The sequence below is a fragment of the Micromonospora sp. NPDC000668 genome (assembly GCF_042897975.1).
GTDB lineage: Bacteria > Actinomycetota > Actinomycetes > Mycobacteriales > Micromonosporaceae > Micromonospora.
In genome coordinates, this window is sequence record NZ_JBIAYP010000002.1 from 1,109,094 (window position 1) to 1,135,559 (window position 26,466).

The 26,466-nt window shown below is 71.9% G+C and carries 23 protein-coding genes and 1 tRNA gene; 8 read left to right on the top strand and 16 right to left on the bottom strand.

The genetic code is table 11. The features are described 5' to 3' along the window. Positions 1 to 17: 17 nt before the first annotated feature. Genes pknB through ACFY29_RS14755 form a run of 7 tightly spaced genes read right to left on the bottom strand, consistent with a single transcriptional unit; the run spans position 18 to position 9,008 of the window. Positions 18 to 1,832 (bottom strand): Stk1 family PASTA domain-containing Ser/Thr kinase, encoded by a 1,815-nt coding sequence (gene pknB, locus ACFY29_RS14725; protein ID WP_386986079.1) that lies wholly within the window; start codon positions 1,830 to 1,832, stop codon positions 18 to 20. Further along, positions 1,829 to 3,235 (bottom strand): protein kinase, encoded by a 1,407-nt coding sequence (locus tag ACFY29_RS14730; RefSeq protein ID WP_386986082.1) that lies wholly within the window; start codon positions 3,233 to 3,235, stop codon positions 1,829 to 1,831. The genes pknB and ACFY29_RS14730 overlap by 4 nt, the downstream gene beginning before the upstream one ends. Further along, positions 3,235 to 4,740 (bottom strand): peptidoglycan D,D-transpeptidase FtsI family protein, encoded by a 1,506-nt coding sequence (locus ACFY29_RS14735; RefSeq protein WP_386986084.1) that lies wholly within the window; start codon positions 4,738 to 4,740, stop codon positions 3,235 to 3,237. Before ACFY29_RS14735 ends, ACFY29_RS14730 begins: the two co-directional genes overlap by 1 nt. Next, entirely contained in the window at positions 4,737 to 6,227 is a 1,491-nt protein-coding gene (locus tag ACFY29_RS14740) for an FtsW/RodA/SpoVE family cell cycle protein (protein WP_355601045.1), read from the bottom strand. Before ACFY29_RS14740 ends, ACFY29_RS14735 begins: the two co-directional genes overlap by 4 nt. A 31-nt stretch (positions 6,228 to 6,258) precedes the next feature. Beyond that, complete coding sequence (locus ACFY29_RS14745) at positions 6,259 to 7,731, bottom strand: protein phosphatase 2C domain-containing protein (RefSeq protein ID WP_386986087.1); 1,473 nt, start codon at positions 7,729 to 7,731, stop codon at positions 6,259 to 6,261. Further along, positions 7,728 to 8,213, bottom strand: coding sequence for an FHA domain-containing protein (locus tag ACFY29_RS14750; RefSeq protein WP_074315675.1), 486 nt, complete (start codon positions 8,211 to 8,213; stop codon positions 7,728 to 7,730). Before ACFY29_RS14750 ends, ACFY29_RS14745 begins: the two co-directional genes overlap by 4 nt. A 6-nt stretch (positions 8,214 to 8,219) precedes the next feature. Then, positions 8,220 to 9,008 carry a DUF3662 and FHA domain-containing protein gene (locus ACFY29_RS14755; RefSeq protein WP_328422143.1) on the bottom strand — a complete coding sequence of 263 codons (789 nt, stop codon included), beginning with the start codon at positions 9,006 to 9,008 and terminating at the stop codon, positions 8,220 to 8,222. A 207-nt stretch (positions 9,009 to 9,215) separates the two neighbouring features. Between ACFY29_RS14755 and ACFY29_RS14760 the strand changes: the two genes are divergently transcribed. The 3 genes from ACFY29_RS14760 (at position 9,216) to ACFY29_RS14770 (ending at position 11,284) form a co-directional block, all read left to right on the top strand. Beyond that, positions 9,216 to 9,301 (top strand) — tRNA-Leu (locus ACFY29_RS14760). Between the two features lie 64 nt (positions 9,302 to 9,365). After that, entirely contained in the window at positions 9,366 to 10,481 is a 1,116-nt protein-coding gene (locus tag ACFY29_RS14765) for an NAD-dependent epimerase/dehydratase family protein (RefSeq protein ID WP_355601049.1), read from the top strand. Then, on the top strand, positions 10,478 to 11,284 hold the full coding sequence (locus ACFY29_RS14770) for a WecB/TagA/CpsF family glycosyltransferase (protein ID WP_355601051.1): 807 nt from the start codon (positions 10,478 to 10,480) through the stop codon (positions 11,282 to 11,284). Before ACFY29_RS14765 ends, ACFY29_RS14770 begins: the two co-directional genes overlap by 4 nt. 66 nt (positions 11,285 to 11,350) lie before the next feature. Here the strand turns inward: ACFY29_RS14770 and ACFY29_RS14775 are convergent, their stop codons facing one another. Further along, positions 11,351 to 13,219: a S8 family serine peptidase gene (locus ACFY29_RS14775; protein WP_386986093.1), complete on the bottom strand. Its 1,869-nt coding sequence runs from the start codon at positions 13,217 to 13,219 to the stop codon at positions 11,351 to 11,353. 214 nt (positions 13,220 to 13,433) lie between these two features. Between ACFY29_RS14775 and ACFY29_RS14780 the strand changes: the two genes are divergently transcribed. After that, positions 13,434 to 14,033: a hypothetical protein gene (locus ACFY29_RS14780; RefSeq protein WP_386986095.1), complete on the top strand. Its 600-nt coding sequence runs from the start codon at positions 13,434 to 13,436 to the stop codon at positions 14,031 to 14,033. Here the strand turns inward: ACFY29_RS14780 and ACFY29_RS14785 are convergent. From ACFY29_RS14785 to ACFY29_RS14795, 3 genes are all read right to left on the bottom strand, one after another. Continuing rightward, positions 14,001 to 14,402 carry a hypothetical protein gene (locus tag ACFY29_RS14785; RefSeq protein WP_328422133.1) on the bottom strand — a complete coding sequence of 134 codons (402 nt, stop codon included), beginning with the start codon at positions 14,400 to 14,402 and terminating at the stop codon, positions 14,001 to 14,003. The two genes, ACFY29_RS14780 and ACFY29_RS14785, sit on opposite strands and share 33 nt — an antisense overlap. Positions 14,403 to 14,617: 215 nt before the next feature. Continuing rightward, the gene (locus tag ACFY29_RS14790; protein WP_355601059.1) at positions 14,618 to 14,839 is read right to left on the bottom strand and encodes a DUF397 domain-containing protein; all 222 of its coding nucleotides are present in this window, start codon (positions 14,837 to 14,839) and stop codon (positions 14,618 to 14,620) included. Further along, the gene (locus ACFY29_RS14795) at positions 14,809 to 15,690 is read right to left on the bottom strand and encodes a helix-turn-helix transcriptional regulator (protein WP_030487606.1); all 882 of its coding nucleotides are present in this window, start codon (positions 15,688 to 15,690) and stop codon (positions 14,809 to 14,811) included. The genes ACFY29_RS14790 and ACFY29_RS14795 overlap by 31 nt, the downstream gene beginning before the upstream one ends. Before the next feature lie 625 nt (positions 15,691 to 16,315). Here ACFY29_RS14795 and ACFY29_RS14800 point away from each other — a divergent pair. Both ACFY29_RS14800 and ACFY29_RS14805 read left to right on the top strand, forming a co-directional pair. Next, positions 16,316 to 16,600 carry a hypothetical protein gene (locus ACFY29_RS14800; RefSeq protein WP_355601061.1) on the top strand — a complete coding sequence of 95 codons (285 nt, stop codon included), beginning with the start codon at positions 16,316 to 16,318 and terminating at the stop codon, positions 16,598 to 16,600. A gap of 98 nt (positions 16,601 to 16,698) precedes the next feature. Further along, positions 16,699 to 17,130 (top strand): hypothetical protein, encoded by a 432-nt coding sequence (locus ACFY29_RS14805; protein ID WP_386986100.1) that lies wholly within the window; start codon positions 16,699 to 16,701, stop codon positions 17,128 to 17,130. Positions 17,131 to 17,137: 7 nt separating this feature from the next. Here the strand turns inward: ACFY29_RS14805 and ACFY29_RS14810 are convergent, their stop codons facing one another. Continuing rightward, positions 17,138 to 18,019, bottom strand: a complete 882-nt coding sequence (locus ACFY29_RS14810) for a PASTA domain-containing protein (protein ID WP_386986103.1) — start codon at positions 18,017 to 18,019, stop codon at positions 17,138 to 17,140. A gap of 186 nt (positions 18,020 to 18,205) precedes the next feature. Then, positions 18,206 to 18,907: a PASTA domain-containing protein gene (locus ACFY29_RS14815; protein WP_386986105.1), complete on the bottom strand. Its 702-nt coding sequence runs from the start codon at positions 18,905 to 18,907 to the stop codon at positions 18,206 to 18,208. A gap of 122 nt (positions 18,908 to 19,029) precedes the next feature. Here ACFY29_RS14815 and ACFY29_RS14820 point away from each other — a divergent pair, with 122 nt between their 5' ends. Further along, entirely contained in the window at positions 19,030 to 20,451 is a 1,422-nt protein-coding gene (locus ACFY29_RS14820) for a hypothetical protein (protein WP_386986108.1), read from the top strand. 54 nt (positions 20,452 to 20,505) lie between these two features. Here ACFY29_RS14820 and ACFY29_RS14825 read toward each other — a convergent pair whose 3' ends face one another. Together ACFY29_RS14825 and ACFY29_RS14830 are read right to left on the bottom strand one after the other, a co-directional pair. Continuing rightward, positions 20,506 to 21,984, bottom strand: a complete 1,479-nt coding sequence (locus ACFY29_RS14825; RefSeq protein WP_386986110.1) for a glutamate--cysteine ligase — start codon at positions 21,982 to 21,984, stop codon at positions 20,506 to 20,508. A 286-nt stretch (positions 21,985 to 22,270) separates the two neighbouring features. Beyond that, positions 22,271 to 22,852, bottom strand: coding sequence for a YceI family protein (locus ACFY29_RS14830; RefSeq protein ID WP_328422113.1), 582 nt, complete (start codon positions 22,850 to 22,852; stop codon positions 22,271 to 22,273). A 98-nt stretch (positions 22,853 to 22,950) separates the two neighbouring features. On the opposite strand from ACFY29_RS14830, the gene ACFY29_RS14835 reads away from it, so the two are divergent. Then, positions 22,951 to 23,454: a MarR family transcriptional regulator gene (locus ACFY29_RS14835; protein WP_328422112.1), complete on the top strand. Its 504-nt coding sequence runs from the start codon at positions 22,951 to 22,953 to the stop codon at positions 23,452 to 23,454. Between the two features lie 251 nt (positions 23,455 to 23,705). On the opposite strand, the gene ACFY29_RS14840 is transcribed toward ACFY29_RS14835, so the two are convergent. After that, positions 23,706 to 26,396 (bottom strand): ATP-binding protein, encoded by a 2,691-nt coding sequence (locus tag ACFY29_RS14840; RefSeq protein WP_386986114.1) that lies wholly within the window; start codon positions 26,394 to 26,396, stop codon positions 23,706 to 23,708. Positions 26,397 to 26,466: the final 70 nt, after the last annotated feature.

The following is a 26,466-nucleotide window of genomic DNA, read 5'->3' on the forward strand; positions in this document are numbered from 1 at the left end:
ACCCGGGAACACCCGGCCTATTCCTCGGGAAGCCGGCTCGGCGGGATGAACGGCAGACCGGAGCCGCCCCCGTTGCCGGTCGGCGTGCCGGTCGGCGTCGGCGTCGGCGTCACCGACCCGGTGGGCGTCGGGTCGACCGGCTCCGGCTGAGAGACCACGATCGTGACGGTCTTCCCCTGGGCCAACTGCTTGCCCGGCTCGGGGCTCTGGTCGGTCACCTTGCCCGCCTCCGCCGCCGGTACAAGTTCGCCCAGGTCGACCTCGACCTTGTAGCCCGCGCGCTTCAACTCCTCCTCGGCCGCCTTCTGCGTCGATCCACGAACGTCCGGGACCCCGCGGACGTTGCCCTTCGAGTAGGTGACGGTCACCTCCGCGCCTTCGGGAACCCGGGTCCCCGAGGTGGGCGACACGTCCAGGACGATGCCCTCGCTCTCGTCACTGTCGACCGGCTTGGGCTTGACCTTGAAGCCCTCCTTCTTCAGCCGGCTCTCCACCGATTCGAACTTCGAGCCAACAAGGTCGTTGGGGATCGCCTTATCGGGCTTGCCGCCGCAGACCTCGATGGTCACCGTGCTGGCCTCCTTCAGCCGGGTGGCCGGCTGCGGGCTCTGGTTGACCACAAGGCCTTCCGTGCAGGTGCTGTTCAGGACCGACTCGCCCACCTGCGGCTGGAGGCCGGCGTTGCGGATCTCGGTGATCGCGGCGTCCTGGGTCTTGCCGGTGAGGGTGGGCACCGACTTCAGGTCCTTGCCCTGCTGCTGGCTCCAGAGCAGGGCCGCGACCAGGGCGATCACCGCGAGCACGCCGACCGCGCTGAACATGGCGATCAGCCAGGAGGACGCCTTGCGCTGGCGCGGGTCGCCTACCCGGGCCGGGATCTGCCGGGTCTGCTGCGCACCGCCACCCGGCGGATAGCCGCCCCCGCCGCCGGCGGGTGCCATGGCCACGGTCTCCGCCTCGCGCAGCACGGGGGTGGCCAGCACGGGCCGGCCAGCGGCGGCGCGGAGCAGGTCGGCGCGCATCTCGCCGGCGCTCTGGTACCGGTTGAGCGGGTTCTTCGACAGCGCCTTGAGCACGATGGCGTCGACCGCCGGGGTGACGTCCGGGTTGATGTCGCTCGGCGTCGGCGGCGTCTCCCGCACATGCTGGTACGCGACGCTTACCGGGCTGTCCCCGACGAAGGGCGGGTGCCCGCAGACCAGTTCGAAGAGCACGCAGCCGGCCGCGTACACGTCGGAACGCGCGTCCACGGCCTCGCCGCGTGCCTGCTCCGGGGAGAGGTACTGCGCCGTGCCGATCACCGCGCTGGTCTGCGTCATGGTGGTCGCGCCGCTGGCCAGCGCCCGGGCGATGCCGAAGTCCATCACCTTGACCTGGCCGGTCTGGGTGAGCATGACGTTGCCCGGCTTGATGTCCCGGTGGATGATGCCGTGCCGGTGGCTGAACTCCAGCGCCGCGCACATGTCGGCGCAGATCTCCAGCGCCCGGCGGGGCTGCAACCGGCCCTCGGCGCCGAGCACCTCCTTCAGGGTCCGTCCGTTGACGAACTCCATAACGATGAACGGCAGCGTCTCACCGGTGGGCGCGGTCTCCTCGCCGGTGTCGTAGACCGCCACGATCGCCGGGTGGTTGAGCGAGGCGGCGTTCTGCGCCTCCCGACGGAACCGCATCTGGAACGTTGCGTCCCGGGCGAGGTCGGTGCGGAGCATCTTGATCGCGACGTCCCGACCGAGCCGGAGGTCGCGACCGCGGTGCACCTCGGCCATGCCGCCGTAGCCGAGCAGCTCGCCGACCTGGTACCTGCCACCGAGCAGGCGGGCCTGCGCTGTCATCGCGTCTGTCGTCCTTCGCTCGTCGTCGTCCCGCCGTCGCCCGGCTGGAGCCGTACCTCAAGACGGTACGACGTCCGGGTCGCATCGTCGCGTCCGTGCCGCAGTGCGCCGGACGTCGCGGTGTGCGGAGCCAGCGCACCGGCTTCGCCGGCTTGCGTCTGCTTCCGTAGGTTGTAGGAAATCACGCCGGAGCAGACCAGGACCAGTACGGCCAGCAGGATGGCGAGAAGCACCATCCCGGGCCGGGACCGGCGGGAATCGGGTGACAGCGCCGGGCCGGCCTGCCGGGCGTACGCCGGCGGGTGCTCCTGCCGGGTCTGCGCCGGCGGCACCGCCGCGGCGCCGCGCGGGTAACCGGTCGGTGCGACCGGCGGCCGGGCGTGCGGGACGGCCGGCGCGACGGCGGTGGGGCGGAGCTGCTGGGCCGGCGCGATCGCGGTCGGTCGCTGACCGGCCGGCGGACGGTGCGGAGCGCCCGGCGGGCGAAGGTGCTGCGACTGCGGCACCTGGGCCCGGCCTGGCGCGGCGGGCGAGGACGGCGCCCCGGAGACCGGCCCGGGGTGGCCGCCGGCCCTGGCCTGCTGGGAGAGCGAGGCCTTGAGCTGACGGGCGACCCCGGCGAGGGCGGCGGCGCTGGGCCAGCGGGCGGCCGGATCCTTGGCGAGCGCCCGTTCCACCACCGACCGGACCTGCGGCGGGATGTCGGCGGGCAGCGGCCGGGGCGTCTCCCGGACGTGCCGCATGGCGATGTCGAGCGCGTTGTCGCCCTCGAACGGTCGCCGCCCGGCGAGGCACTGGTAGGCGACCACGCCGAGCGCGTACACGTCGGACGCCGGGGTGGCCACCCCACCGGTGGCCTGCTCCGGTGAGATGTAGGAGGCGGTGCCGAGCACCGAACCCGCAGCGGTGAGCTGGCCGACCAGGTCGGAGCGGGCGATGCCGAAGTCGGTGAGCACGAGCGTGCCGTTCGGCCGGACCAGCAGGTTGCCCGGCTTCACGTCGCGGTGCACGATGCCCTTCTCGTGCGCGGCGTGCAAGGCGTCCGCAGCCTGCGCGACGAGTGCCATCGTCCGGGCCGGCGTGAGCCGGCCGACCCGGCTCAGCGTGGATGACAGGGCGTCACCCTCGACGTACTCCATGACCAGGAAGGCGATCTGCTGGTCGTTGCCGAAGTCGTAGACGTCCACGACGCCGGGATGGTTGATGGTGGCCATGGTCCGGGCCTCGCCGCGGAACCGCTCGGCGAAGTCCGGGTCGTCGAGCAGCGCGGGGAGCAGGCTCTTCACCGCGACCGTGCGGCCGAGCACCTGGTCCGTGCCGCGCCAGACGTCGCCCATGCCGCCGCTGGCGATCCGCTCGTCGAGACGGTAGCGGTTGCCGAGCTGGACGCCGGGGCTGAGCATCAGCGACCCCCGGGGTCGGCGATGGCGGCCCGCATGATCTGGCCGCCGATCCGGGCCGCCTCGGCGCTGCCGCCGCTGCCGGCCTGCTCCAGAACCACGCACACCGCGGAGACCGGGGTGCCGTTCTTGTCCAACGCGAAGCCGATGAACCAGCCGTGGTCGGGCCGGTCCGGGGCGGACTGCGCGGTGCCGGTCTTGCCGCCGACCGTGTAGCCGCTGATCGCCGCCTTCTGGCCGGTGCCCTTCTGGACCACGCTGACCATCATCTCGCGCAGATCGCCGGCGACCTGCGGGCTGACCGGTTGGCGCAGCTCCCGCGACTTGGCCGTGTAGTAGCTGGTGGTGCGGTCCGGAGCGAGCAGCTGCCGCACCAGGTACGGCCGCATCTGCTTGCCTTCGTAAGCGACCGCGCCGGCGATCATGGCGCCTTCGAGGGGGGTCATCCGGACGTCCCGCTGGCCGATCGAGGACTGGGCGAGCGCCGCCGGGTCATCCCCGCCGTCGGCGTTCTGGATGCTGCCGGTCCGGCTGGCCGCCGTCGGCAGACCGCCCTCGCCGAGCTGGCCGACGGTGAGGTCGTCCTGCTCGAAGCCGAACTGCCGGGCCTTCTCCTTGATGGTGTTGGCGCCGAGCCGTACACCGAGCTGGGCGAAGCCGGTGTTGCACGATTCGGTGACCGCTTCCAGCAGGGTGACCTGCGGTTCCGGGCAGATCGACGGGGCGGCGTTGCGGATCGGTTCGCCGGAGGTGGGCGGGGTGTAGCTGGAGCCGGCCGCGATCGGCGTGCTCTTGCTGATCCCGTTCTCCAGCGCGGCCGCGGCCACCACGATCTTGAAGGTGGAGCCCGGCGGCAGCGTCTCGCCGAGCGCGCGGTTCTTCAGCGGGCCGTCCGGGTCCTGCTCCAGCTTGTTGTACGCCGCGGCCGCCTCGTTGGTGTTGTGGCTGGCCAGCGGGTTCGGGTCGAAGCTGGGCATGGAGACCAGCGCCTGCACCGCCCCGGTGCGCGGGTCGATGGCGATCGCCGCGCCCCTCTTCACCCCCTGCTGGTTGTTGCGCATCTGGTCGTACGCCACGTCCTGGGCCCGCTTGGAGAGGGTCAGCAGCACGTTGCCGCCAGCGGTCTGGTCGCCGGTGAACATGTCCTTGAACCGGTCGCCGAACAACTGGTCGCTGGTGCCGGCCAGGAAGTCGTTCTCCACCCGCTCGATGCCGGTGTCGGCCAGGTTGACCGGCTTGTAGCCGAGCACCTGCGCGTACTTGGCACCGCCCGGGTAGGTGCGCAGGAACTTCAGCTTGCCGGTGGTCTCCTTGCTGGTGGCCAGCGCCGTGCCGCCGGCCTCGATGTTGCCGCGCTTACGGTCATACTCGGCGACCTGGACCCGGCCGTTGTAGTCGCTGGTGCGGTACTCGTCGGCCTTGTAGGCCTGAACCCAGTTGAGGTTCGCGAAGAGCAGGCCGAACAGGACCATGACGACGACGCCGACGCGGCGCAGGGGTGCGTTCACGGTTTGATCACCTCCGTGGGGGCACCGTGCAGTTGCTCGGGCGGGCCGCCGGCGGGCCGGGCGGCTTTGCCGCCAGCCCCGGTGACCGGCCGACGGGCTCCGTCGGAGACCCGCAGCAGAACCGCGATGAGCAGCCAGTTCGCCATGAGTGACGAACCACCGGCGGACAGGAACGGGGTGGTCTGACCGGTGAGCGGGATGAGCCCGCTGATCCCGCCGACGATCACGAAGACCTGCAGGCCGAGGGTGAACGCGAGACCGCCGGCGAGGAGCTTGCCGAACGAGTCCCGCACCGCGAGCGCGGCACGCAGCCCCCGCTCCACGATCAGCAGGTAGACGACCAGCAGCGCGGAGAGCCCGAAGAGGCCGACCTCCTCACCGATGCCGGCGAAGATGAAGTCGTTCTGCACCTCGGGCAGGATCTCCGGCTGACCGCCGCCCGGCCCGGCGCCGAAGAGCCCGCCGGTGCCCAGGGCGAGCAGGCCCTGGACGAGCTGGTAGCCCTTGTCGGTGGGGTCGGCGAACGGATCCAGCCAGATCTCCGCGCGGACGTAGAAGTTGGCGAAGGGTCCGCCGACCATCTCGCCGAGGACGTAGGCGAGGTAGGCGCCGCCGAAGAAGAGGACCAGGCCGATCAGCAGCCAGCTGACCCGTTCGGTGGCGATGTACAGCGTCACCACGAACATGCCGAAGTAGAGCAGCGAGGTGCCCAGGTCCTTTTCGAAGATGAGCACCAGGAGGCTGATCAGCCAGACCACGACCACCGGGCCGAGGTCGCGCCCGCGCGGGAAGTCGATGCCGAGGAAACGCCGGCTGGCCAGCGACAGCACCTCGCGCTTGCGCACCAGGTAGTAGGCGAAGAAGACCAGCAGCGCCAGCTTGGCGAACTCACCCGGCTGGATGGAGAAGCCACCGATCCGGATCCACAGCTTGGCGCCGTTGATCTCGGAGATGCTGCTGGGCAGCACCGCCGGGAGCATCACCAGCACGATGCCGGCCAAACCCAGGGTGTACGCGTACCGGGAGACCGAACGGTGGTCACGCATGATGGCGAGCAGGCCGGCGGCGAGGATCACCGAGGCGAGCGTCCAGGCCAGCTGCCGCCCGCCGATGCCGGCGAAGATCGCCAGAGTCTCCCGGTCGACCGGGGCGGCCTCGCCCAGGTCGATCCGGCGCAGGAAGCCCACCCCGAGGCCGTTGAGCAGGGCCACCGCCGGCAGCAGCGCCGGGTCGGCGAACGGGGCGAGGAACCGGATGACCAGATGCAGGCCGAGGAAGACCGCGCCGAGCGCGGCGGCGGGCATCCAGAAGTCCGGGGTGACCGTGTCCAGCAGGTTCGCCTCGACGGTCGCCCCGTAAGCGGCCACCAGCACCATGGCTAGCAGCAGCAGGGACAGCTCAGCGTTGCGTCGGGACCGGGCCAGGCGTACGCCGGACTGCCCGCCCGTGGTGGCGGGCGAGGGTGCCGGTGTGGCCGCTACGGTCACGGGTGGGATTCCTCGGGATCTCAGCCGACGCTCACTCGGGAGACCGGCAACCGGCCGGGTCGAGCGCCGGCGGGGCCGAGTCGGAGGGCGTGGCGTCGGGTGTGGTGGTCGGACCGGTCACACCGACAGCAGCGGTGGCACCGGTTGTCGGGCTCGCGCTGACGACCCCGCTGGGGGTCGCCGACGCGCCGGCGCTGGGGCTGCCGTTCGGCGCCGGGGTCGCCCCGACCGGGCTCGGGGTCGGCGTCGGCGTGCCGCCCACCGCGGTCGGGTCGGCCGGGCAGAGCGGCTTGAGGTTGGGGTTGCTCGGCGTGTCGCTGGTCAGCTCGGCGAGCTGGCGCTCGGCGTCCGGCTCACTCTTGGCCCGGATGCCCACCTTGACGGTGTCCTGCGCCGCCACGGTGAGGTCGTCCAGCCGCGTGCCGCTGGTGCGGTGCACGCTGGAGAGGTCCATCCCGGCGATCTGACCCTGGATGCCCCGGAAGACGGCGACCTGGCCCTCCTCGGTGGCACCCACGTAGTACTGCCGCTGGGTGTACGTCCAGCCCGCGAAGACCCCGCCACCGATGATCACCAGCAGGGCCAGCGCCATGGCGGTGGTCCGCACCGGTCGGCGCTTCGGCCGCTCCGGCTCGTCGTCCGTGGCCGCCGGCTCCTCGGGCACGGACGGGCGCGGCGCGGAGAGCGCCGAGGCCCGGGCGGCCGGGGTCGAGTCGTCGGCGGAGGTGGCCATGCCCCGGTCGCGGGCGGCGGCGCCGCCAACGATCGGGGTCGCCTCGACGATGTCGTGATCGGTGGCGTCGGCGATGATCACCGTGATGTTGTCCGGACCGCCGCCGCGCAGCGCGAGCTGCACCAGCCGCTCGACGCACTGCTGCGGGTCGGTGTACTCGCGCATGGTCTCGCCGATGGTGTCGGCACTGACCACGCCCGAGAGGCCGTCGCTGCAGATCAGGTACCGGTCGCCGGGCAGCACCTGGCGCACCGAGTACTCAGGGTCGATGTCCCGGCCGTCCAGTGCCCGGGTCAGCAGCGACCGCTGCGGGTGGCTGCTCGCCTCCTCGGCGCTGATCCGGCCTTCGTCGACGAGCATCTGGACGTACGTGTCGTCCTTGGTGACCTGCGCGAACTCGCCGTTACGCAGCAGATAGGCCCGCGAGTCGCCGATGTGGACCATCCCCAGCTTGCTGCCGGAGAAGAGGGTCGCCGTCAGCGTGGTGCCCATCCCCTCCAACTGCGGGTTGGCCTCCACCGTGTCGCGGAGTTGTTGGTTGGCGGTGCCCACGGCCGAACGCAACGCGTCGACGAGAGCGTCCCCTGGGACGTCCTCGTCGAGCGGCGCCATGGCACCGATGACGATGTTGCTGGCGACGTCACCGGCGGCCATGCCGCCCATGCCGTCGGCAACGGCGAGTAGCCGCGGCCCGGCGTAGACGGAGTCTTGATTGCCGTCTCGGATCAGACCGCGGTCGCTGTGGGCCGCATAGCGCAGGGTCAGAGTCATGGCCGTAATTCGAGGGAAGTGCGGCCGATCCGGATCGGCACGCCGAGGGGGACGGGGGTTGGTCCGGTGACCTTAGCGCGATCGAGGTACGTGCCGTTAGTCGAGCCGAGGTCCTCGACGAACCACTGCCCGTCGCGCGGCACGAGCCGGGCGTGCCGCGCGGAGGCGTAGTCGTCGGTGATGACCAGGGTGGAATCCTCGGCACGACCGATGGTGATCTGCGCTTCACCGAGAGTGATCCGAGTGCCGGCCAGCTGACCGGCGGTCACGACCAGCTGGTGAGCCGCCCGGCCCCGCTTCACCTTCGCCGGCTTGGCCGCCTGCCCCGTCGAGGCGCCCACCGCGCGCGGCGCGGCCACCAGACGACCGGACCGGGCACCCGCGAAGAGGTCCCGGCGGATCACCCCGACCACCGTGAACACGAAGATCCACAGCAGGATCAGGAACCCGAACCGGGCAACGGTGATGACCAGTTCCGGCAAGGCGGGTCAGCCGTCCACGCGGAAGGTCAGCGTCGTGGTGCCGAGCTGGACCATGTCGCCGGGGTTGAGGGCGACGGCGGAGACCCGCTGGCCGTTGACCATGGTGCCGTTGGTCGACCCCAGATCGGTCAGCACGACCTGTCCGCCATCGAAATCCAGCCGGGCGTGTCGCCGGGAGATGCCGACGTCGGGCAGGCGCAGGTTGGCCTGGTCGCCGCGACCGATCACCGTCGACCCCATCTGGAGGGGATAGGTGCGCCCGTCGCCCGAGACCAGCCGGACGTTGCGGGTGCCACCGTGCCCGGGCGGCGGGCCGTAGCCACCACCCTGGTCGTACGCGGGGTAGGCGGGCGGGCCGGCGTCGTAGCCGGGCGCCGACACCGGGGCGACTTCGCCGCCGGTGTAGACCTCGGCGGTGACGCGGAACATGCCCGTGTCCAGGCCCTCGCCCCGCTCGATCTCGACGATCACGTCGCCGTAGACCGTCCAGGCCTGCTCGCCGATGAACTCCGCCTGCGACTGGGCCAACTCCTGGGCCAGCGCGGCGGCGTACGGCGCCAGCCGACTGTGGTCGAACGGCGAGAGATCGATCACGTAGCGGTTGGGCACCAACGTGCGCCCACCGGCCAGGATCGCCTTGTGCGCCTCGGCCTCCCGCTGCATGGCGTTGAGGATCTCCACGGGGTGGACCACCCCTTTGAAGACCTTGGCGAAAGCCCCTTCGACCAGGCCTTCCAGACGCTTCTCGAAGCGTTGCAGCACGCTCACCGGCTCCTCCTCGGGTCCCGAGGACATGATGGTATCCGGCCGGCGCGCGCGCAGCTCACACGCCGCTCGGCCGCCTGCTACCGGCCCGTTCGGATGGGCCGGAACTACCGTGCTACTCTTTCGTCCGCCACGAACGGTAACCGCTCGTGGCGAACACCTGGAACAGCGTAGTATCTCCGGGGCCTGCTGGAGACAGCGGGTCCGGGGCAGCTAGTGTGTTCCGGGTCGTGCCACGGGGATGTGGCGGAATGGCAGACGCGCACGGTTCAGGTCCGTGTGCCCGAAAGGGCGTGGGGGTTCAACTCCCCCCATCCCCACCACCGACGAGGGCTCCGCAGAATGCGGGGCCCTTCCGTCATATCGGGGCGTGCCGGGCGTCAAGCTATGCTCCGAAGGATTCTGCCTCCGATGGACCAGGAGTGGCGTGTGAGTGTCGCGTTGGTGACCGGGTCGGGTGGTCTGATCGGCTCCGAGGCGGTCCGGCACTTCGCCGGCCTCGGTCTGGACGTCGTCGGCATCGACAACGACATGCGCCGGTACTTCTTCGGCGAGGACGGCTCCACCTCCTGGAGTCTGGAGCGACTGAGCCGGGATCTGGGCAGCGCGTACACCCACTTCGCGGTGGACATCCGGGACCGGGACGGCCTGGAGCAGGTGTTCAAGAAGTACGGCTCGGACATCGCCGTGGTGATCCACAGCGCCGCGCAGCCGAGCCACGACTGGGCGGCCAAGGAGCCGTACACGGACTTCGACGTGAACGCCGGCGGCACGCTCAACATCCTGGAGAACACCCGGCGGCACGCGATCGACGCGCCGTTCATCCACTGCTCGACCAACAAGGTCTACGGCGACCGGCCCAACAGCCTGCCGCTGATCGAGCTGGAGACCCGGTACGAGCTGCCCGAGGATCACCGCTGGTACCAGGGCATCACCGAGGACATGTCGATCGACAACTCGCTGCACTCGGTCTTCGGCGCCTCCAAGGTCGCGGCGGACGTGATGGTCCAGGAGTACGGGCGCTACTTCGACATGAAGACCGCCTGCTTCCGGGGCGGCACGCTGACCGGCCCGGCGCACTCGGCGGCCGAGCTGCACGGGTTCCTGGCGTACCTGATGCGCTGCGTCATGGAGGGCCGGACATACAACCTGTACGGCTACAAGGGCAAGATGGTCCGCGACGCGATCCACTCGCGTGACGTGCTGACCGCGTTCGAGGCGTTCTTCCGGGCGCCACGCTCGGCGGAGGTCTACAACCTCGGCGGGGGTCGGCACTCCAACACCTCGCACATCGAGGCGTTCCGGATCGCCGAGGAGATCGCCGGCCGCGAGGCGCAGATCAACTACGTCGAACAGGCCCGCACCGGCGACCACCAGTGGTACGTCAGCAGCATGGCCCGGTTCGAGGAGCAGTACCCGGACTGGAAGATCACCTACGACGTACCGATGATCCTGCGGGAGATCTACGAGGCCAACGTGGACAAGTGGGTGCCCCAGGCATGACGACTCAGACGAAGCGCAACGTGCTCGGCGTCCTGGTCGACGCCACCGACTACGCCACGGCGACCGAGGCGGTGGTCAGCGCGGCGCAGGAGCGGCGTCCATTCGCGCTGACCGCACTGGCCGTGCACGGCGTGATGACCGGTGTGCTGGACCGGGCGCACAACGCACGGCTCAACTCCTTCGACGTCGTGACCCCGGACGGGCAGCCGGTGCGCTGGGCGCTCAACCTGCTGCACCACGCCGGGCTCACCGACCGGGTCTACGGGCCGACGCTGACCCTGCACGTGCTCTCCCGCTTCGCCGACGAAGGCCTGCCGGTCTACCTGTACGGCTCGACCGAGGAGACGCTGGCCAGGCTGATCCCCGCGTTGGAGCGGATGTTCCCGGCGCTGAAGATCGCCGGGGTGGAGCCGTCCAAGTTCCGCCCGGTCCAGCCCGGTGAGGACGCCGAGATCGCCGATCGGATCCGGTCCAGCGGCGCCCGGCTGGTCCTGGTCGGGCTCGGCTGCCCGCGCCAGGAGGTCTTCGCGTACGCCATGCGGCCGTTGCTCGACATGCCGCTGATGGCGGTCGGCGCGGCCTTCGACTACCACGCCGGTCTGCTGCGCCAGCCGCCGCCGTGGATGCAGCGCGCCGGCCTGGAGTGGTTCTGGCGGCTCGGTCTGGAGCCGAAGCGGCTCTGGCGCCGCTACGTGATCCTCAACCCGGCCTACCTGGCCCGGCTCGCCGCGCAGAAGACCGGCCTGTGGAAGGCCCGTCCGCCGGCCCCGGCCACCGAGCGGCCGGCCACCTTCGCGGTCTGAGCCCGATCCATACGGCACGAGGCCCCACCCGGTGTTCCGGGTGGGGCCTCGGCCGTGGGAACAAGGTCAGAGGGTCAGGGTCCAGGTGTTGATGTAGCCGGTGTCGATCCTGTACACGTCGCGCACCTGAAGCCGCCAGGTGCCGTTGGCGGCCTCACTGGACAGGTTGGTCGTGTACGTGGCGATCACGTTGTCTGCGCTGTCCGAACCGCTGTTCTTGAGCCGGTACGCGCTGCCGTCCGGAGCGAGCAGGTCGATGACCAGATCACCGCGGTAGGTGTGCACGATGTTCACCGCCACCGTGGAGGCCGACGAGGCGTTCCGGCCGCAGCCGGCGATGGTGATCGAGCTGGTCACCGCCGCACCAGCATCCGGGATCGCCACGTCGGTGCCGTTGGTGCCGGAGCAGCCGCCGCCACCGGAACCGGTCACGGTCAACGTGTAGGTGGCCGTGCGGGTGCCCGCCGCGCCGCTGCCGGTGATCGTGACCGGGTAGCTGCCGGCGGGGGTGCTCGCCGAGGTGGCGATGGTGAGGGTGGACGAGCCGCCCGAGGTCACCGTCGACGGGCTGAACGACGCGGTCGCGCCGGCCGGCAGGCCGCTGGCGGAGAGGCTGACCGACTGGGCGGAGCCGGCGGTGGTGGCCGTGCCGACGGTGGCGGTCACCGAGCCGCCCTGCGCGGTGGAGCCGGAGGTCGGCGACACCGATACCGAGAAGTCGTTGGCCGGCGGGGTGCCGTTGACCACGTAGAGCAGCTGGTTCGGCGTGCCGGTGCCGACGTTGGTCACCACGTTCGGCGTGGAGTTGTTGACCAGGTTGTCCCGGACCTGCTGCGGGCTCCACGACGGGTTCGCCGAGAGCACGAGCGCCGCGGCCCCGGCGACGTGCGGCGATGCCATTGAGGTGCCGCTGATGGTGTTCGTGGCGCTGCTGCTGGTGTACCAGGCCGAGGTGATGTTGACACCCGGCGCCAGGATGTCGACGCAGGTGCCGAAGTTGGAGAAGCTCGCTGCGGCGTCGTTGTTCTGCGTCGCACCCACGGTGATCGCGGAGGCGACCCGCGCCGGGGAGTAGTTGCAGGCGTTCTGCCGGACGCCGAGGGCGTTGCCGTTGCCGGCGGCGACCGCGTACGTGACACCGGAGTTGACCGAGTTGGTGACGGCCGTGTCGATCGAACTGTTCGCGCCACCACCGAGGCTCATGTTCGCCACCGCCGGCTTGACCGCGTTCGCGGTCACCCAGTCGATACCGGCCACCACCTGGGCGTTGGTGCCGCTGCCCTGGCAGTTGAGCACTCGGACGCCGACGATCTGGACGCCCTTGGCCACCCCGTACGCCGAGCCACCGACCGTGCCCGCCACGTGCGTGCCGTGGCCGTTGCAGTCGTCGGCGGAGCCGCCGTCCACCGCGTCGAAGCCGGAGACGGCCCGCCCGCCGAAGTCGTTGTGCCCGTACAGCACGCCCGTGTCGATGACGTAGGCGCGGACGTTCGACGCCGTGTTCGGGTAGGTGTACGAGCTGTTCAGGGGCAGGTTCCGCTGGTCGATCCGGTCCAGGCCCCAGGATGGCGGGTTGGTCTGGGTGCCGGCGATCGAGACGGTGTGGTTCTGCTCGACGTACGCCACCGCCGGGTCGGCGGCGATCCGTGCGGCGGCCTTCGCGCCGACCCGGATCTCGAAGCCGCGCAGCGCCGCGCCGTAGGTGCGGGCCACCGTGCCGCCGTGCCGGCCGACCAGCCGTTCCGCGTTGTCGCCGACCGTGCCCCGGCTGACGGCGGTGTCCTTGAAGACGACGATGTAGCTGTCCGCGACGGCCGTGTCCCCACCCGCCGCCCGGATGGCTCCGGTCGGTTCGGCGGCTAGGGCGGGTGTGGCAGCGGCCAACACGGTCAGCGTGGCCACCCCAACGAGTACGGACCTGTGGGCAAGACGCATCTCTTACCTCCCTCCGACCGGCAGCCGCCCGACGCGGGTTCCGCTCAGATCCATGACGGCCGATCTTTCCGAGAGTAGGCCAACGCAGTGATGAAGATAAACATGTCGCATCGTTCATAACGCGGAGAGGATGCCCCCTACGGGGACGGCATCCGGGACGAACGCGGGCTGCGCCCGGATTCGCGGACGGCCGCGATCGGAAAGGCTGACCAGCATGGAGAGCCCCCTCGTCGCCCTGCTGCCGATCGCGATCCTGTGGCTGGCCGCTGGCGTGGTCGCGGACGGCCTGCCCCGGCTGGACCGCGCCCGCTCGCTGCGCCGACGCGCTGGACACCTGCTCATCCTGACCCTCGTGGGCCTGACGCTCACGGTGACCGTGCTTGCGGCCGGGTTGTTCAGTGCCGGAAACACTTCGGCCGACCAGGCCGCCGCCGCCCTCGATATCGCCGGGGTTCCCGCGCTCGTGGTGGCGGTCTGCACCGTACGTCGGGTGCGCCGGCTCTGGGCCGGCGCGGGAGCGTTCGCCACCGCGCCGGAGACGCCCGCGCCGTACGGCCTTCGGGCCGCCGCTGCGCACCCGCTGATCGGGTTACCGTTGCAGGTCACCGGTGTGTTGACGGTGCCCGCATTGGTCGCGGCGAGCGGCACCGGCCTCTTTGCCACACCGGGCGTCACCGGGCCGGCGATCACCGTGGGCGCGCTCGTGGTGATCGCCATTGGCGTCCGGCACGCGCTACGGCACAGCCGGCTCGCCGAACGCGCCCGGCCGGACGCAGAACGGTCAGCGCGAGCGGCCGGGCCCCTGCACGTATAGCAACTCCAGGATTGCCCGGGTCGCCTCGAACCAGCGGTCCAGCCAGCCCGGGGGCGGCACGCTGCCCTTCGGCGGCAACTCCATCAGCAGGCCACGCAGCAACGGGTGGTCAGCCAACGATCCGGTGGGCTCCATCGGCCAGCCGGTCGGCGGGAAGGACGGCTCGACCAGCGGGTTCGGGTCCAGCGACGGCAGGGAGAGCGGCGGGTCTGCCGCCTCGGTCGCCGACGCCTCCCGCCCGCTCATCTCCTGGTCGGTCGAGACCACCTCGGTCAGCACGGTGTCCCGACGCGCCCCGCGGTACTTGCCACCGAACCGCTCCGGCTTGCCCGGACCGTTGGTGAGGTTGTCAGACCCGATCGTCGTCATCCGTCTCGCCTACCTCGCTCGGTTGCGGAGCGGTGCGGCGGGTCGTCGACCAGCGCCGTACCGACCGGTTCAACGAGACGGACCCGCTGTGGCGACGGGAATCCCGACGGAACCTCGCCGACCCTGCCGGCAGCGCGGCCACCCGAGCCCGGCGCGCGGACACGGGAAGGTCCCCGTCCGGTCTCGACCGGACAGGGACCCCGTTGACCGCGCGGTCAGGCCGAGCCGAACGCACCACCCCTGGTGCCGGCGACGAAGGCGTGCCAGTCACCCGGGGCGAAGATCAGGGCCGGGCCGGCCTTGTCCTTCGAGTCCCGTACTCCGACCGCCCCGGTCACGTACGCCACCTCCACGCAGTTGTCACAGTTCGGCCCGCTCTTCGAGCTCTTGAACCACGTTGCCTGCGTCAGGTCCACGGGGAACCCCTTGGTCGCCATTTCCACAACGGCTCCTCTGCCAGTTTTGCGATGTGTGCGACGGACTCCTCCGGACGAATGGCCGCAGCTCGGATGTGATCGAAGATGAAGCTGTACTTCTGTAGTTCGTCGCTCTTCTCCAGGAAGAGCCCACCCGTGGCGTTCTCCGCGTACACGACATCCGGATCACCGGGCTCGGGGAAGCTGAGGATCGTGAAGGTCCCGTCCATGCCGGCGTGCGCTCCCACCTCGAAGGGCAGGATCTGCAACGTCACGTTCGGCAGTTCGGCAACCTCGACCAGCCGTTTGAGCTGGCCGCGCATCACCTCGTCCCCGCCCACCGGCCTGCTTACCACCGCCTCATCGAGCACCACCCACAGATCGACCGGATCGTCCTGCGTCAACAACGACTGACGGCCCAGACGGACACGCACCCGTTGATGTACCTGATCGGCCGTGAAGTCCGGCCGGGCGGCGCGGATCATCGCCCCGGCGTACTCCTCGGTCTCCAAAAGGCCGGGCACCACCTGCTGTTCGTATGCCCGGATCGAACTCGCCGCGGCCTCCAGCCCGACGTACGCCCCGACCAGCACCGTGCTGTACGGGTGCCACCAGCCCTTCTGCCGGGCCTCCCGGGCGATCTGCACGAGCTCGTCGCTCTCGGCACCCACCACGCCGTAGATCCGCAGCATGTCGCGCACATCGCGCGGGGTGGCCGTGGTGTGCCCGGTCTCGATCCGCGAGACCTTCGACGCCGAACACTCCAACTGCTCGGCGACCACCTCGATGGTGATCCCGGCAGATTCCCGCTGACGGCGCAGCTCGGCACCGAGCCGCCGCCGCCGGATGGTCGGACTGCGCCGCTCACTCATGGCGCAACCACTGCGTCACTGATCCTCGCCGCTGGCTGCTCGACCCCACTCGGGCTACCTCCGGTCGACGCGCCACTGGCTGCCACCCGCCGGGGGCGCGACCGTCGACCGGCGAGCGTTCGCGGCAAGGGGGTGGTGCCGGTCATCGGCCGGCCGCGACGGGCGAAACCGGCCCTCAGTGTGCCGTCCAGACGCGGATGGCTTCAAGCGCCGCTTTACATGAGCAACTCACGTATCGGCAAAAGTCGACGTGCAACTTGCATGTAGCACGTCCCTGATGCACTCTGTCCGTATGGCACGGATCACTCAGCGTCTCCGTCCGGTCCCCCGGTGTGGTGATCCCACCGATCCGGGGAGAGCCGACGCGACGTGGGCCCGGCCAGCGACACCGAGACCTGCTCCGGGTGATGACCCCGCCGCTGCACGCCGGCAAGCTGCGGCGGCGGGCGCGGTTCCCGGAAGCAGCCGGGTGATGGTCGGGTGGCGGCACGCCACCAGCGGAGTACGGCCCGACCACCACCATAAGCAACACCGGTCCACGAGGCGAGACCCCGTCACCGGGCCGTGACGTTCCCCCGATCAGTCACCGCCGGCACACCGCCGGCCGACCTCCCCAGGAGCCCATGTGCTTCCCCGCTCCGGTGACGTACTGCACGTGACTCGCGCGGCGAGTGTCCAGTTCCTCAGGCCCATCAAGTACCGGGTGATCCGGGTGCTCGACTGGCCGACGTACGACGGTTGGCTCTGGCTCGACGGCTACGAATTGAACAGCGCGGGCGACGCGGTCACCCGACGGTCGATCTTCGTCCAGCGGGAAGGGCTGCAACAGGTGCAGTCCGCACCGGAGCCCCGTCCGCACACCGTACGGACCCGGCGACCCGTCGTCCGTACTCCGGTCCGGGTGGGCTGACCACCGCGATCCGCCGCCGGTGGGCGTGCCGTCGCCATAGAATTGGTACGCCCACCCCGGCACCGTTTTACCCGCGCGTCCAGGGCCCTGAGCCTGGGATGGTCATGGTCAATCAGCCCGCCCTGCGGCGGCATCACCGCTCCCGTATCGCCTACGCCGTTGGACTGCTCGCCCTGCTCGGGGCGGTGACCGCACTCGTGGTCCTGGTCCGCGACCCAGCGTTGTCGTCGACCCGGCTGACCACTCCGGTGCCGGCACCGGAGATCACCGTGGTCGACGCCGATCCGCCCGTGGACGAACCCGGTTGGATCGGTGCCGACGCCCTCGAAGACGGCCCCGAGCCGACCGGCCTTGCGGCTGGCGCCGGTGCCGGCGATCAGTCCGACGGCCGGCAGGCGATCACCGAGGCGGCTCCCGCCCAGGACACCGCCGCGGACGTCCGCCGCTCACTGTTCTGGTCCGGGATCTTCGGCCTCACGATCTCCCTGGCCGGCCTCGGCATGGTCGGCACGCGCCGCCGAATGTGGTGAGCACCCGTCACGGCGTGTTCGTCACCGTCGGGCTCGGCGCGGTCGGGCTGGCCCCGGTCGAGGGCCGGGCCTGGGAGACGACCAGCAGCACCTCCTCGTCGGTCGGCACCGTCGTGCCGGCCTCCGGCTCGGTGCCCACCACCGTCCCCGGCGGCAACTCGGACGCGCGGTACACCACCCGGTAGGTCAGACCGAGCCGGTCCAGCAGTCGTTCGGCGGTTGCCTGCGGCAGCCCGGTGAGCGGGGGCATCGGTACCTCGGCCGGCGCGGTGGTCGCCGGGCTGCTCGGCGACTCGCTGGTCGGCGCCGCAGAGGTGGGGGCCGCGCTGGTCGGGGCGGCAGTGGTGGCACTGGCCGGCGGAAGTGACGGCGTGGTCCGCGGGTCGTCCGGGTCGTCGTCCTGCGCGGCGAGCACCACCCAGAGGGCGGCTCCGAGCAGGCCCGCCAACAACAGCGCGAGCACGCCCCAGAGGATCGGCAGCCACCAGCGGCGGCCACCCTGCTCCTCGGCGTACCACTCGCCGGCGGGCTCGGCCGGTCGCGGCGCCCGCACCTCCGCCCGCCCGGACCACGGTGGCGGGGTCGACCGCTCCGGGGGCATCCGTGTGGTGCGGTCGGCCGGCGTGCCCGGCTGCGGCAGCGCGGAGCGGTCGATCGGCATGGTCTGGTCGGCGGCGGGGCCGGCCGGCGCGGTGCGGTCGATCGGCGCGGTCTCGTCCGGCTGCGCGGTGCGGTCGATCGGCGCGGTCTCGTCCGGCGCCGCGGCGCGGGGTGGGGTGGCGGGCTCGGCTGGTTGTGGCGGCTCCGGCCGGTCGGCGGCGGGCGGCAGGGGTCGGGTCCGGTCGTCGTCGTGTTCCCCGGTGGGCGGCCCCTGGCGGTCGTCGCTCATCGCACCGTCCTTTCCCGAACCGGGCCGGCGCCATGGCCCTCGACCGTCAACCTAACCGCCCGCACCGTCATCGGCGGGTATCAGCGGCCCGAACCGCCCGGCCCGAACCGGTGTCGGCGGTCGGACGCCCCGATCTCTGGCACCCACGAGGCGGTCGGTGGTGATGGTCGATCGCTGGGCCAGGGATCAGGGGGTGGGTTCCGGGCTCGCCTGGGTGGGTGGCGCTGCTGCCCCGCACCAGATGCTGACCTCGTCGTTCCAGCGGGCCGGGCCGTCCTCGGCCGGTTCCTGCCGGCTGACCTTTCCGCTGCGTCCGCTGCGGTAGCTCGGGTAGAGCCCCTCGTCGACCAGGTCGTCGGCGGCATCGGAGCAGTTGTCGCCGACCACATCGGGCACCTCGGCGGCCGGCGCGGGACCGGCCACGCGGAGTTGCACCGTGGCGCCCCGGGCAACCTCGGTACCCACGGCGGGCGAGCTGCTCTCGACCGTACGACCGGTGCCCGTGCCGAAGACCAACCGCCAGCCCAGCCGCTGCTTGCGCAACATGTCCCGGGCCTGCACGAAGTCGGTGCCCACGACCGGTGGCACGGTCAGCCCGGTCCCCTTCGTCGCAGTGCCGGAGGTCCGGGGGGTGGAGGGCGTGGTCCGGCCGGTGCTGGGCCGGGGTGCGGTGGCCTGGTCGGTCGGCGCACCGGTCGCGGTCGCCACCGCCAGCGGATCCGAAGGAGATCCGTCGTCCCCGCCGGCCAGCAGCCAGCCGCCGGTCGCACCGACGGCGGCGAGGAGCACGGCGACCAGCCCGCCACCCAGCAGCACGCTGGTCCGTCCAGGACCGCCGTCGTCCCGGTCGCCAGCGGAATCCTGCCGACCCGTGTTCGCGTCCGTCATACCGCCCACCGCCTCATCACCGGCGACCGTACCCGTCGCCGCCCAACACGCTGCGCCGCCGGCCAACCCCGGCGGGTCGTCGCGACTCGCCGCGCCGACGACGGGACGCTACGCTGCCCGGCATGGCCAGACGGGGCTGGGGAGTATCGATCGCGACGGCGATCGGGGTCGCTGCCGGCGCTGGCGCCGCGCAACTGGGCTTCGGCTACGGGCTCGGCGTCATCACCTGGACGCCAACCGATGCCGGAGCCACAGAGACGGCATGGCCGGACGGCCTCGCCTGGGCCACCTGGCTCGCCGCCAGCTCGACCGTGCTGGGTGCGGTCTGTGCGCAGCGGCTGCACCAGCGGGCCGTGCCGCCGGTGGCCGATCCGAGGGTGACCGACACGGAGCCGACGCCTCCCGCCGTGCCCGAGCCGGGACCGGCGGACGGGTCGGACCAGGCGGCCCGGCCGGACCGGGCGACGCTCGCGACCGGACTTCCGGCTGTGGTCGACGACAGCGGCCCCACGACGACGGACCGAGCGGCCGAGACGGGCGACCGGTCGGCGCGGGCGTCCGAGGCCCTGCCCAACGAGGACGGGGGCCTGCTGCGACGGATCGCCCTGGCGCTCGGTGCCGGGATCGGCGGGCTGGTCACCGTGCTGCTGGTCTCCGTACCCGCGCGGGTCGCGATGGGCGCCGACACCGGGGCCCCGCAACGGGTGGCCGCCGTACACGCGGGACTGGGCATCCTGATCGGCGTGCTCGTCGCGGTCTGGGCGCTGCGCTCCCGTACCGCCGCGCTGAACGTGACCGCGACGGCCGCCTGGCTCTGGCTGCTCGCGGTGGTCTCGGTGATCGACGGGGTACGCGTCGGACGCGGGCTGACCGGCGCCCAGCTCGGCACCTGGCAGCTCGACCCGGATCACCCTCGATACTGGATCGGGGACCAGCTCTACTGGCCGGGTGCGCTGCTGGCGCTCGTTCCCGCACTGGTGATCGGCGCGCTGGCCGCCCGACGGGCCGCGAGGTCGCCCGGGCACCGGGTCGGCGCGGCGGCCTCCGGCGCGGCCGGTCCACTGCTCGTCGCGCTCGCCTACCTGACCACCGTGCCGCGCTGGTCGGCACTGGGTCCGGCACAGCTGTCCACCCAACTGATCGCCCCGTACGCGGTGATCGCCGGCATCGGCGGCTCGGTGCTGATCGCCGTCTTCGCCGAGCGGGCCGACCGGAACCGGAACGCGGCCGGCGCAGCCGGCCCGCACACCGTCGTCGAGCCCGGCTCGCCCCGGGCCGCCGAGTCCGAGCCGGCGGCGGTCAGCCCTTCGGCAGAGGTCACCACCGGGCGCGGAAAGGTCCCTGCCGGCGCCGTACCCCCGGTGACCGAGGCCACTCCGCGGAAGCGGGGCACCGCCGGCGTACCCCGGGTGCCGGCACCGCGCACGGACCCGGACCTCGCCGAACCGACCGATTCCGCGGACGGTGACTCGGCGGAGGGTGCGGCGACGGGCGGCCGACGGAGCAGGTCGCCGCGACGGGCCGGGCGACCCGCCACCGACTGAGTCCCGGCGACGGCGGCGAGCCGCCAACGCGGTGGGCGAGCTGGGCGCGTGGAGTCAGTCGACCGGCCAGGTGTGCACCGGCTCGTTGCCGCGCTGGAGGTCCGCGTAGCGCTGGACCATGTGATGCAGCGCGGCGGGCCGGTCCATGCCCCGGTGCCGCTCCGCCGCCCAGACCGCCTCGGTCTGCCAGACGGCACCGTTGCGGCCGGTCCGGCAGCGCTGCTCGATGATGCCGAGCAGCCGGTCCCGCTGCGCCGGGGCGACACCGAACCCGTCCAGGCCGGCTGCGGCGGTGGGCAGCAACTGCTCCAGCACCAGCTTGGTGACCGGCACATCGCCGACCCGGGGCCAGTGCAGCACGGCGTCCAGGCCGCGGCGGGCGGCGGCGTGGAAGTTCTCCTCGGCGGAGCTGAAGGTGAGCTGGCTCCAGATCGGCCGTTCCGCCTCGGCCAGGCCGCGGGCGAGCCCGAAGTAGAAGGCCGCGTTGGCCAGCATGTCCACCACCGTGGGGCCGGCCGGCAGCACCCGGTTCTCCACGCGCAGGTGCGGGCGGCCGTTCATGATGTCGTAGACCGGGCGGTTCCAGCGGTAGACCGTGCCGTTGTGCAGCCGCAGCTCGCCGAGCTGGGGCACACCGCCGGCGTGCAGCACCTCCACCGGGTCCTCGTCCTCGCAGATCGGCAGCAGCGGCGGGAAGTACCGGACGTTCTCCTCGAACAGGTCGAAGATCGAGGTGATCCACCGCTCTCCGAACCACACCCGGGGGCGTACGCCCTGTGCCTTGAGCTCGTCCGGACGGGTGTCGGTGGCCTGCTCGAAGAGGGCGATCCGGGTCTCGGCCCAGAGCTGCCGGCCGTACAGGAAGGGAGAGTTCGCCCCGATCGCCACCTGCACCCCGGCGATGGCCTGCGACGCGTTCCAGTAGTCGGCGAAGCTGTCCGGCGCCACCTGGAGGTGGAACTGGAGACTGGTACAGGCGGCCTCGGGTGCGATGGAGTCGGTGTGCGTCCGCAACTGCTCGACGCCGCGGATGTCGAGCTCGATGTCCTCGCCCCGGGCACCGACGATCTGGTCGTTGAGCACCCGGTAGCGCTCATTGGTGGAGAGGTTGTCCTCGACCAGGTGCCCCTCGGTGAGGGTGGGCAGGATGCCGACCAGGACGATCTTCGCGTCGGACTTGGCCGCCCGCTCGTCGGCCCGGGAGAGGCTGCCGCGCAGGTCGTGTTCGTAGTCGGCGAAGCCGGTGCCCTCGATCAGCCGGGGCTCGGCGTTGAGTTCCAGGTTGAACTGCCCCAGCTCGGTCTGGAAGAGCGGGTCGGCGATGTCGGCGAGGATCTCCTCGTTGCGCATCGCCGGTTCGGCCGCCGAGTCGACCAGGTTGAGTTCGATCTCCAGCCCGGTCATCGGCCGGTCGGCGTCGAAGCCGAAGTCGTCCAGCATCAGCGCGAAGACGTCCAGGCAGCGCCGGACCTTCTGCCGGTAGCGGACGCGGTCCTCCCGGGAGAAGGCGCCCTGCGAGACGTCCCTGCCCATGTGTCCTCCCGACGCCGGCGCGGTCGGGATCCTGCCGTCCCGGAAAGCGCAGTGTGAACCATCCACGTTAAGAGCGCTTGCCTGGCCGGGGCCAGAGGCCGGCACCGGGTGATCCGTCACCAACCGGAGCCAGACGCGCTCGTGGCGCCATCTGTACCCCGTCGGCGCCTGGCCGGACCCGGTAGCCGTGCGAACAACTCGTGACAATTCCCACGAGGTCGGCGGAGACGACGCCGGGCCCGCGCCGACGTACGGCGCGGGCCCGGCGTACCGGCGATCCGAAGGATCAGGCCTGGCGGATGGCCTCGCCCTCAATCTCGATCTTGATCTTCTTGCTGACCAGTACGCCGCCGGTCTCCAGCGCGACGTTCCAGGTCAGGCCGAACTCCTCGCGGTCGATCTCGGTGCTCGCGGAGAAGCCGAAGATGTCCTGGCCGAACGGGCTGCGGCCGACGCCCTCGAACTCGACCTCAAGCTCGACCGGGCGGGTGACGCCCTTGATGGTCAGCTCACCGGAGAGCACGAACTCGTTGCCACGACGGGACTTGACCCCGGTGCTGCGGTACTCCAGGGTCGGGAAGTTCTCGACATCCAGGAACTCGGGGCTGCGCAGGTGCGCGTCCCGGTCGGCCTGGGTGGTGTCGATGCTGGCACCCTGAATGGTGGCAGCGACCGAGGACTGCAGCGGGTCCTCGGCGACGGTGATGGTGGCGGTCGCCTCGTTGAACTCGCCACGGACCTTGCTGACCATCATGTGCCGAGCGACGAAGCCCACCCGCTTGTGCGCGACGTCCAGCGCGTAGGTGCCGGGGGTCGGGATGGTGAGGCCGTCCCAGTCGCGGGTAACCGCATCGATGCTGCTGGTCATGCTGATGTCCTCCAGAGAATGTTTAGTAGCCCAACGACTGCTTGAGCAAATATAACCGCAACAACATTCCCCCTGTCAAGTACTGGTACGATGAACGAGTGACCAACGTCTTCGACGACCCCCGGATCACCGCCGTCGGCCTGCTCTACGAGGTGCATGCCGGTCTGTCGGCCCGGTTCGCTGCCCAACTCGACGAGCAGGGCCTCTCCGTGGTCGAGTTCGAGGTGCTCACCCGACTGGCCCGCTCGCCGGGCAACCAACTGCGGATGTCGGACCTCGCCGCGCAGACCTCCCTGTCCACCAGCGGGGTGACCCGCGTGGTGGACCGGATGGAACGCGATGGACTGCTCACTCGCCGGGCCTGCCCGTCCGACCGCCGCAGCTCGTTCGCCGTGGTTACCGCCGCTGGCATGCGGCGGCTGGATGAGACGCTGCCCGGGCACCTACGGATCATCGAGCAGTGGTTCACCGGGCAACTCGACCCCGAGGCTCTGGCGGCCCTGCTCGACGGCCTGCGCCGGGTCCGTGACGCCGTGCATCCGGGAGCCACCGCTGGCAGCACCGAGCAGGAGATCGCCGCCGTCGACGGCGCTGCCCACTGACCGTCGCCGGCCGCCCGTTTGGCGGTCGGCGACCGACCGGGAGCGGTGTCGGCGCTACCGGCAGAAAGACCGGCAGAACTGACCTTGCCACCCCGACATGCCGCCCGAAACAGGCTTTCCGCCTCGATCGCGGTGGCAGGCTTTCGTCCACCGGGGATTCACCGGGGGGTGACGGCGCGGGCGAACAGCGAGGGGTAGCAACAAAGGGGGCTTTTCGCCCGCGCCACTCTCCACCCGGCAACAGGCCGCGACTACCGCTCGGCGGGCCCGCCCCGGGTGGCGGTCAGCGCGTAGAGCAGTTCCGACTCCTGCGGCAGCAGGCGGATGCCACTTTCCTGGCAGACACGGTCGAGCTGGTCGAGGATCGCCGCGTCGGCAGTGCTCGCGGCCAGCCCGACCAGCGCCTCCACCCCGTCCCGCCGGTCCTGACCAACCTCGGCGGCGGCGGCGAACCACTCGGCCGCCAGCTCCCGGTCACCCCGGTGCAGCGCCAGGTTTCCCTCGATCAACGCACAGATCGCCGCCTTCGGGCCCCCAGCCGGCACCCCACCGTGCAGACGCGGTCGCGGCGGTCCGGCCCGCTCCGCTGGCGGCCGCGACCGTACGCCTACTCCCAGCTCGGCGGCGTCGGCGCGCAACTCGGTGAGCACCTCGGCCGCCTCGTCGCCGCGACCGTCCTGGGCGAGCGCCAACCCGATCGTGCCGAGCACCCGTCGGCGGTGCCGCGGATCACCCAGCTCGGACAACGCCGCCACCGCCCGTCGGCCCTGGTCCACCGCGTCGGCGTACCGACCCTCGAGGCGGACGACCTCGGCACGGTTGGCCCAGGAGAGCGCCCGCAGCCGCTGTTCCCCGCACTCGGCGGCGAGCCGGTCCACCGCGGCCAGCCGGCGGTGCGCCGCGGCCAGGTCGGCGACCCGGATCTCGTGCCAGGCGAGGCTGTTCTGGGCCACCGCCATGTCCCGGATCCGGCCGTTGCGGCCGGCCAGCCGGAGCACCGTCTCGGCCTGCTCGCGGGCCTCGTCGCGCCGGCCAACGCCGATCAGCAGCGCGCCCAGCACGATCCGCGACTCCAACTCCCCGCTGACGTCGCCTGCCTGCCGGAACGCGTCCAACGCGGCCCGCGCCGTCGGCAGCTCGTCGGCGCCCGCGCCGTGCTCGGCGGCGAGCCGGGCCACCCCGAGGGCGGCCCAGCCCCGCAGAACGGGATCGGCGTCGACGGTCCGTGGATCGGCCAACAACCGGCGCAGCCACTGCCGGCCGGCGACATCCCGGCCACGGAACCGCCACCAGCGGGTCAGGGAGGCCGCCAGACGGAGCGCGGTCACCGGATCGTCGGTTGCGGCGTGGGCCAGCGCCGAACTGATGTCGCTGGTCACCTCGTCCAGCCGGTGCAACGCCTCGGGCAGCCGCGGACCGACCAGATCGGTGGCGGTCCGCGCCACCAGTCGGGCGACCACCACCGCGTGCCGACGCCGGATGGAGGGCAGCTCGCCGCCGCCGGCCGCCTGCTCGGCGGCGAAGTCGCGTACCGCGTCAAGCAGCCGAAACCGGTACGGCCCGGTGCCGCGCACGCTCAGCAGGCCGAGTTCGACGAGCCGGTCCAACAGCGAAACGGGATCGATCGCCGCCGCGCCGTCCCGGGCGGCCTCGTCGACGAGCATCTCCTCGGCCAACTCCACCGACCAGCGGTTACCGAACACGGCGAGCCTGCGCAGCGCGGCCCGCTCGTCCGACGCGAGCAGCCGGTAGCTGGTCTCCACCGCGTCCCGCAGGGTCACCGCCACGACTGCCCCGGTGTCGTCCGCGCCGACCGAGCGGCGGACGGTCGCGTCGGGCCCGTCCCAGCCGGGGTGGACCGCCGGGTCGGCGGGGGTCGCCAGGTCGAGCACCCGGTCGCCGTACCGGTCGAGCAGCTCGGTGAGGTCGAGGATCCTGCCCCGGGCGGCCATCAGCTCGATGGCCAGCGGCAGCCCGCCCAGCCGGCGGACCAGTGCGGCCAGAGCAGGCAGTTCGTCCGCGGTGGGAGGCTCCCGACGGACCTGGGCCAGACGGGCGGTGAACAGCGCGACCGCCGGCCACGACCCGAGCGTGGCCGGCCCACGCCGCTCGGCGCCCGCCGGCGGCACGTCGAGTGGCGCGACCGGCCAGACCCGCTCGCCGGGCAGCCCGACCGGATGCCGCCCGGCGACCAGCACCCGCAGCGAGGGCAGCACGCCGGTCAGCCGGTGCAGCGTCTCGGCCACCGGGCCCGGTGCGCGCTCCACCGCGTCCATCACCAACAGCGCCGGCCGGCCGGCGAGCCGGGCGACGAGTTCCGGCAGCCGGGCCGCGCCGAGCACGGCCATCGAGGCGGCGAGCACATCCGGTCCGTCCGAGCCCTCGCCGACCAGCACCCCGGCCACGCCGCCTGAGTGGGCACCGGCTGCCGCATGCGCCACGGATAGCGCGAGCGCGGTCTTGCCGACCCCGGCCAGCCCGACCAGGCTCACCAGCCGGGGACCACGCTCCGCGGTCAGCATCCCGGCCAACTCCGTGACATCGCGGTCGCGGCCGATCAGCGCGACCGGCGGTGGAAGGGCGACCTGCGGGCCGGATCCGGCGGGCTCGGCTGTCGACGCGGTGCTGCCGGTGATCGCGAGCGCCGCCGGGGTGACATCCGGCTGAGGTGGCTCACCGCTGGCGGTGCTGCGGGCGGCAGTCAGGAACGTCGCCCGGGTGGCGCCGGTCAGGTCCAACGCTGCGGCGAGCAGCTCAACCGTGGTGCGCTGCGGCCGGACCGACCGACCACGCTCCAGGTCACGCACCGTCCGCACGCCCACGCCGGCCCGGGACGCCAGCTCGGCCTGGGTCAGGCCGGCGGTACGCCGGTGCCCACGGAGCAGGTCCGGCAGCCCGGTACGGCCCGCCGGGCTCCGCGACCGATCATGATCGGGAGTCATGGGCACGAAGAGTACGGATCGACTCCCACCATCGGCAGTCGAACGTCGGGCTGCCGACGCCCACTCGCCG

Coding starts and splice junctions, on each gene's coding strand:
- ACFY29_RS14790 (WP_355601059.1), bottom strand. CDS start 14,839: ATGGCGACCAAGGGGTTCCCCGTGGACCTGACGCAGGCAACGTGGTTC.
- ACFY29_RS14815 (WP_386986105.1), bottom strand. CDS start 18,907: ATGACGGACGCGAACACGGGTCGGCAGGATTCCGCTGGCGACCGGGAC.
- ACFY29_RS14730 (WP_386986082.1), bottom strand. CDS start 3,235: ATGCTCAGCCCCGGCGTCCAGCTCGGCAACCGCTACCGTCTCGACGAG.
- ACFY29_RS14775 (WP_386986093.1), bottom strand. CDS start 13,219: ATGCGTCTTGCCCACAGGTCCGTACTCGTTGGGGTGGCCACGCTGACC.
- ACFY29_RS14755 (WP_328422143.1), bottom strand. CDS start 9,008: ATGTCCTCGGGACCCGAGGAGGAGCCGGTGAGCGTGCTGCAACGCTTC.
- ACFY29_RS14820 (WP_386986108.1), top strand. CDS start 19,030: ATGGCCAGACGGGGCTGGGGAGTATCGATCGCGACGGCGATCGGGGTC.
- ACFY29_RS14810 (WP_386986103.1), bottom strand. CDS start 18,019: ATGAGCGACGACCGCCAGGGGCCGCCCACCGGGGAACACGACGACGAC.
- pknB (WP_386986079.1), bottom strand. CDS start 1,832: ATGACAGCGCAGGCCCGCCTGCTCGGTGGCAGGTACCAGGTCGGCGAG.
- ACFY29_RS14770 (WP_355601051.1), top strand. CDS start 10,478: ATGACGACTCAGACGAAGCGCAACGTGCTCGGCGTCCTGGTCGACGCC.
- ACFY29_RS14840 (WP_386986114.1), bottom strand. CDS start 26,396: ATGACTCCCGATCATGATCGGTCGCGGAGCCCGGCGGGCCGTACCGGG.
- ACFY29_RS14785 (WP_328422133.1), bottom strand. CDS start 14,402: ATGACGACGATCGGGTCTGACAACCTCACCAACGGTCCGGGCAAGCCG.
- ACFY29_RS14825 (WP_386986110.1), bottom strand. CDS start 21,984: ATGGGCAGGGACGTCTCGCAGGGCGCCTTCTCCCGGGAGGACCGCGTC.
- ACFY29_RS14745 (WP_386986087.1), bottom strand. CDS start 7,731: ATGACTCTGACCCTGCGCTATGCGGCCCACAGCGACCGCGGTCTGATC.
- ACFY29_RS14780 (WP_386986095.1), top strand. CDS start 13,434: ATGGAGAGCCCCCTCGTCGCCCTGCTGCCGATCGCGATCCTGTGGCTG.
- ACFY29_RS14765 (WP_355601049.1), top strand. CDS start 9,366: ATGCTCCGAAGGATTCTGCCTCCGATGGACCAGGAGTGGCGTGTGAGT.
- ACFY29_RS14830 (WP_328422113.1), bottom strand. CDS start 22,852: ATGACCAGCAGCATCGATGCGGTTACCCGCGACTGGGACGGCCTCACC.
- ACFY29_RS14805 (WP_386986100.1), top strand. CDS start 16,699: ATGGTCATGGTCAATCAGCCCGCCCTGCGGCGGCATCACCGCTCCCGT.
- ACFY29_RS14795 (WP_030487606.1), bottom strand. CDS start 15,690: ATGAGTGAGCGGCGCAGTCCGACCATCCGGCGGCGGCGGCTCGGTGCC.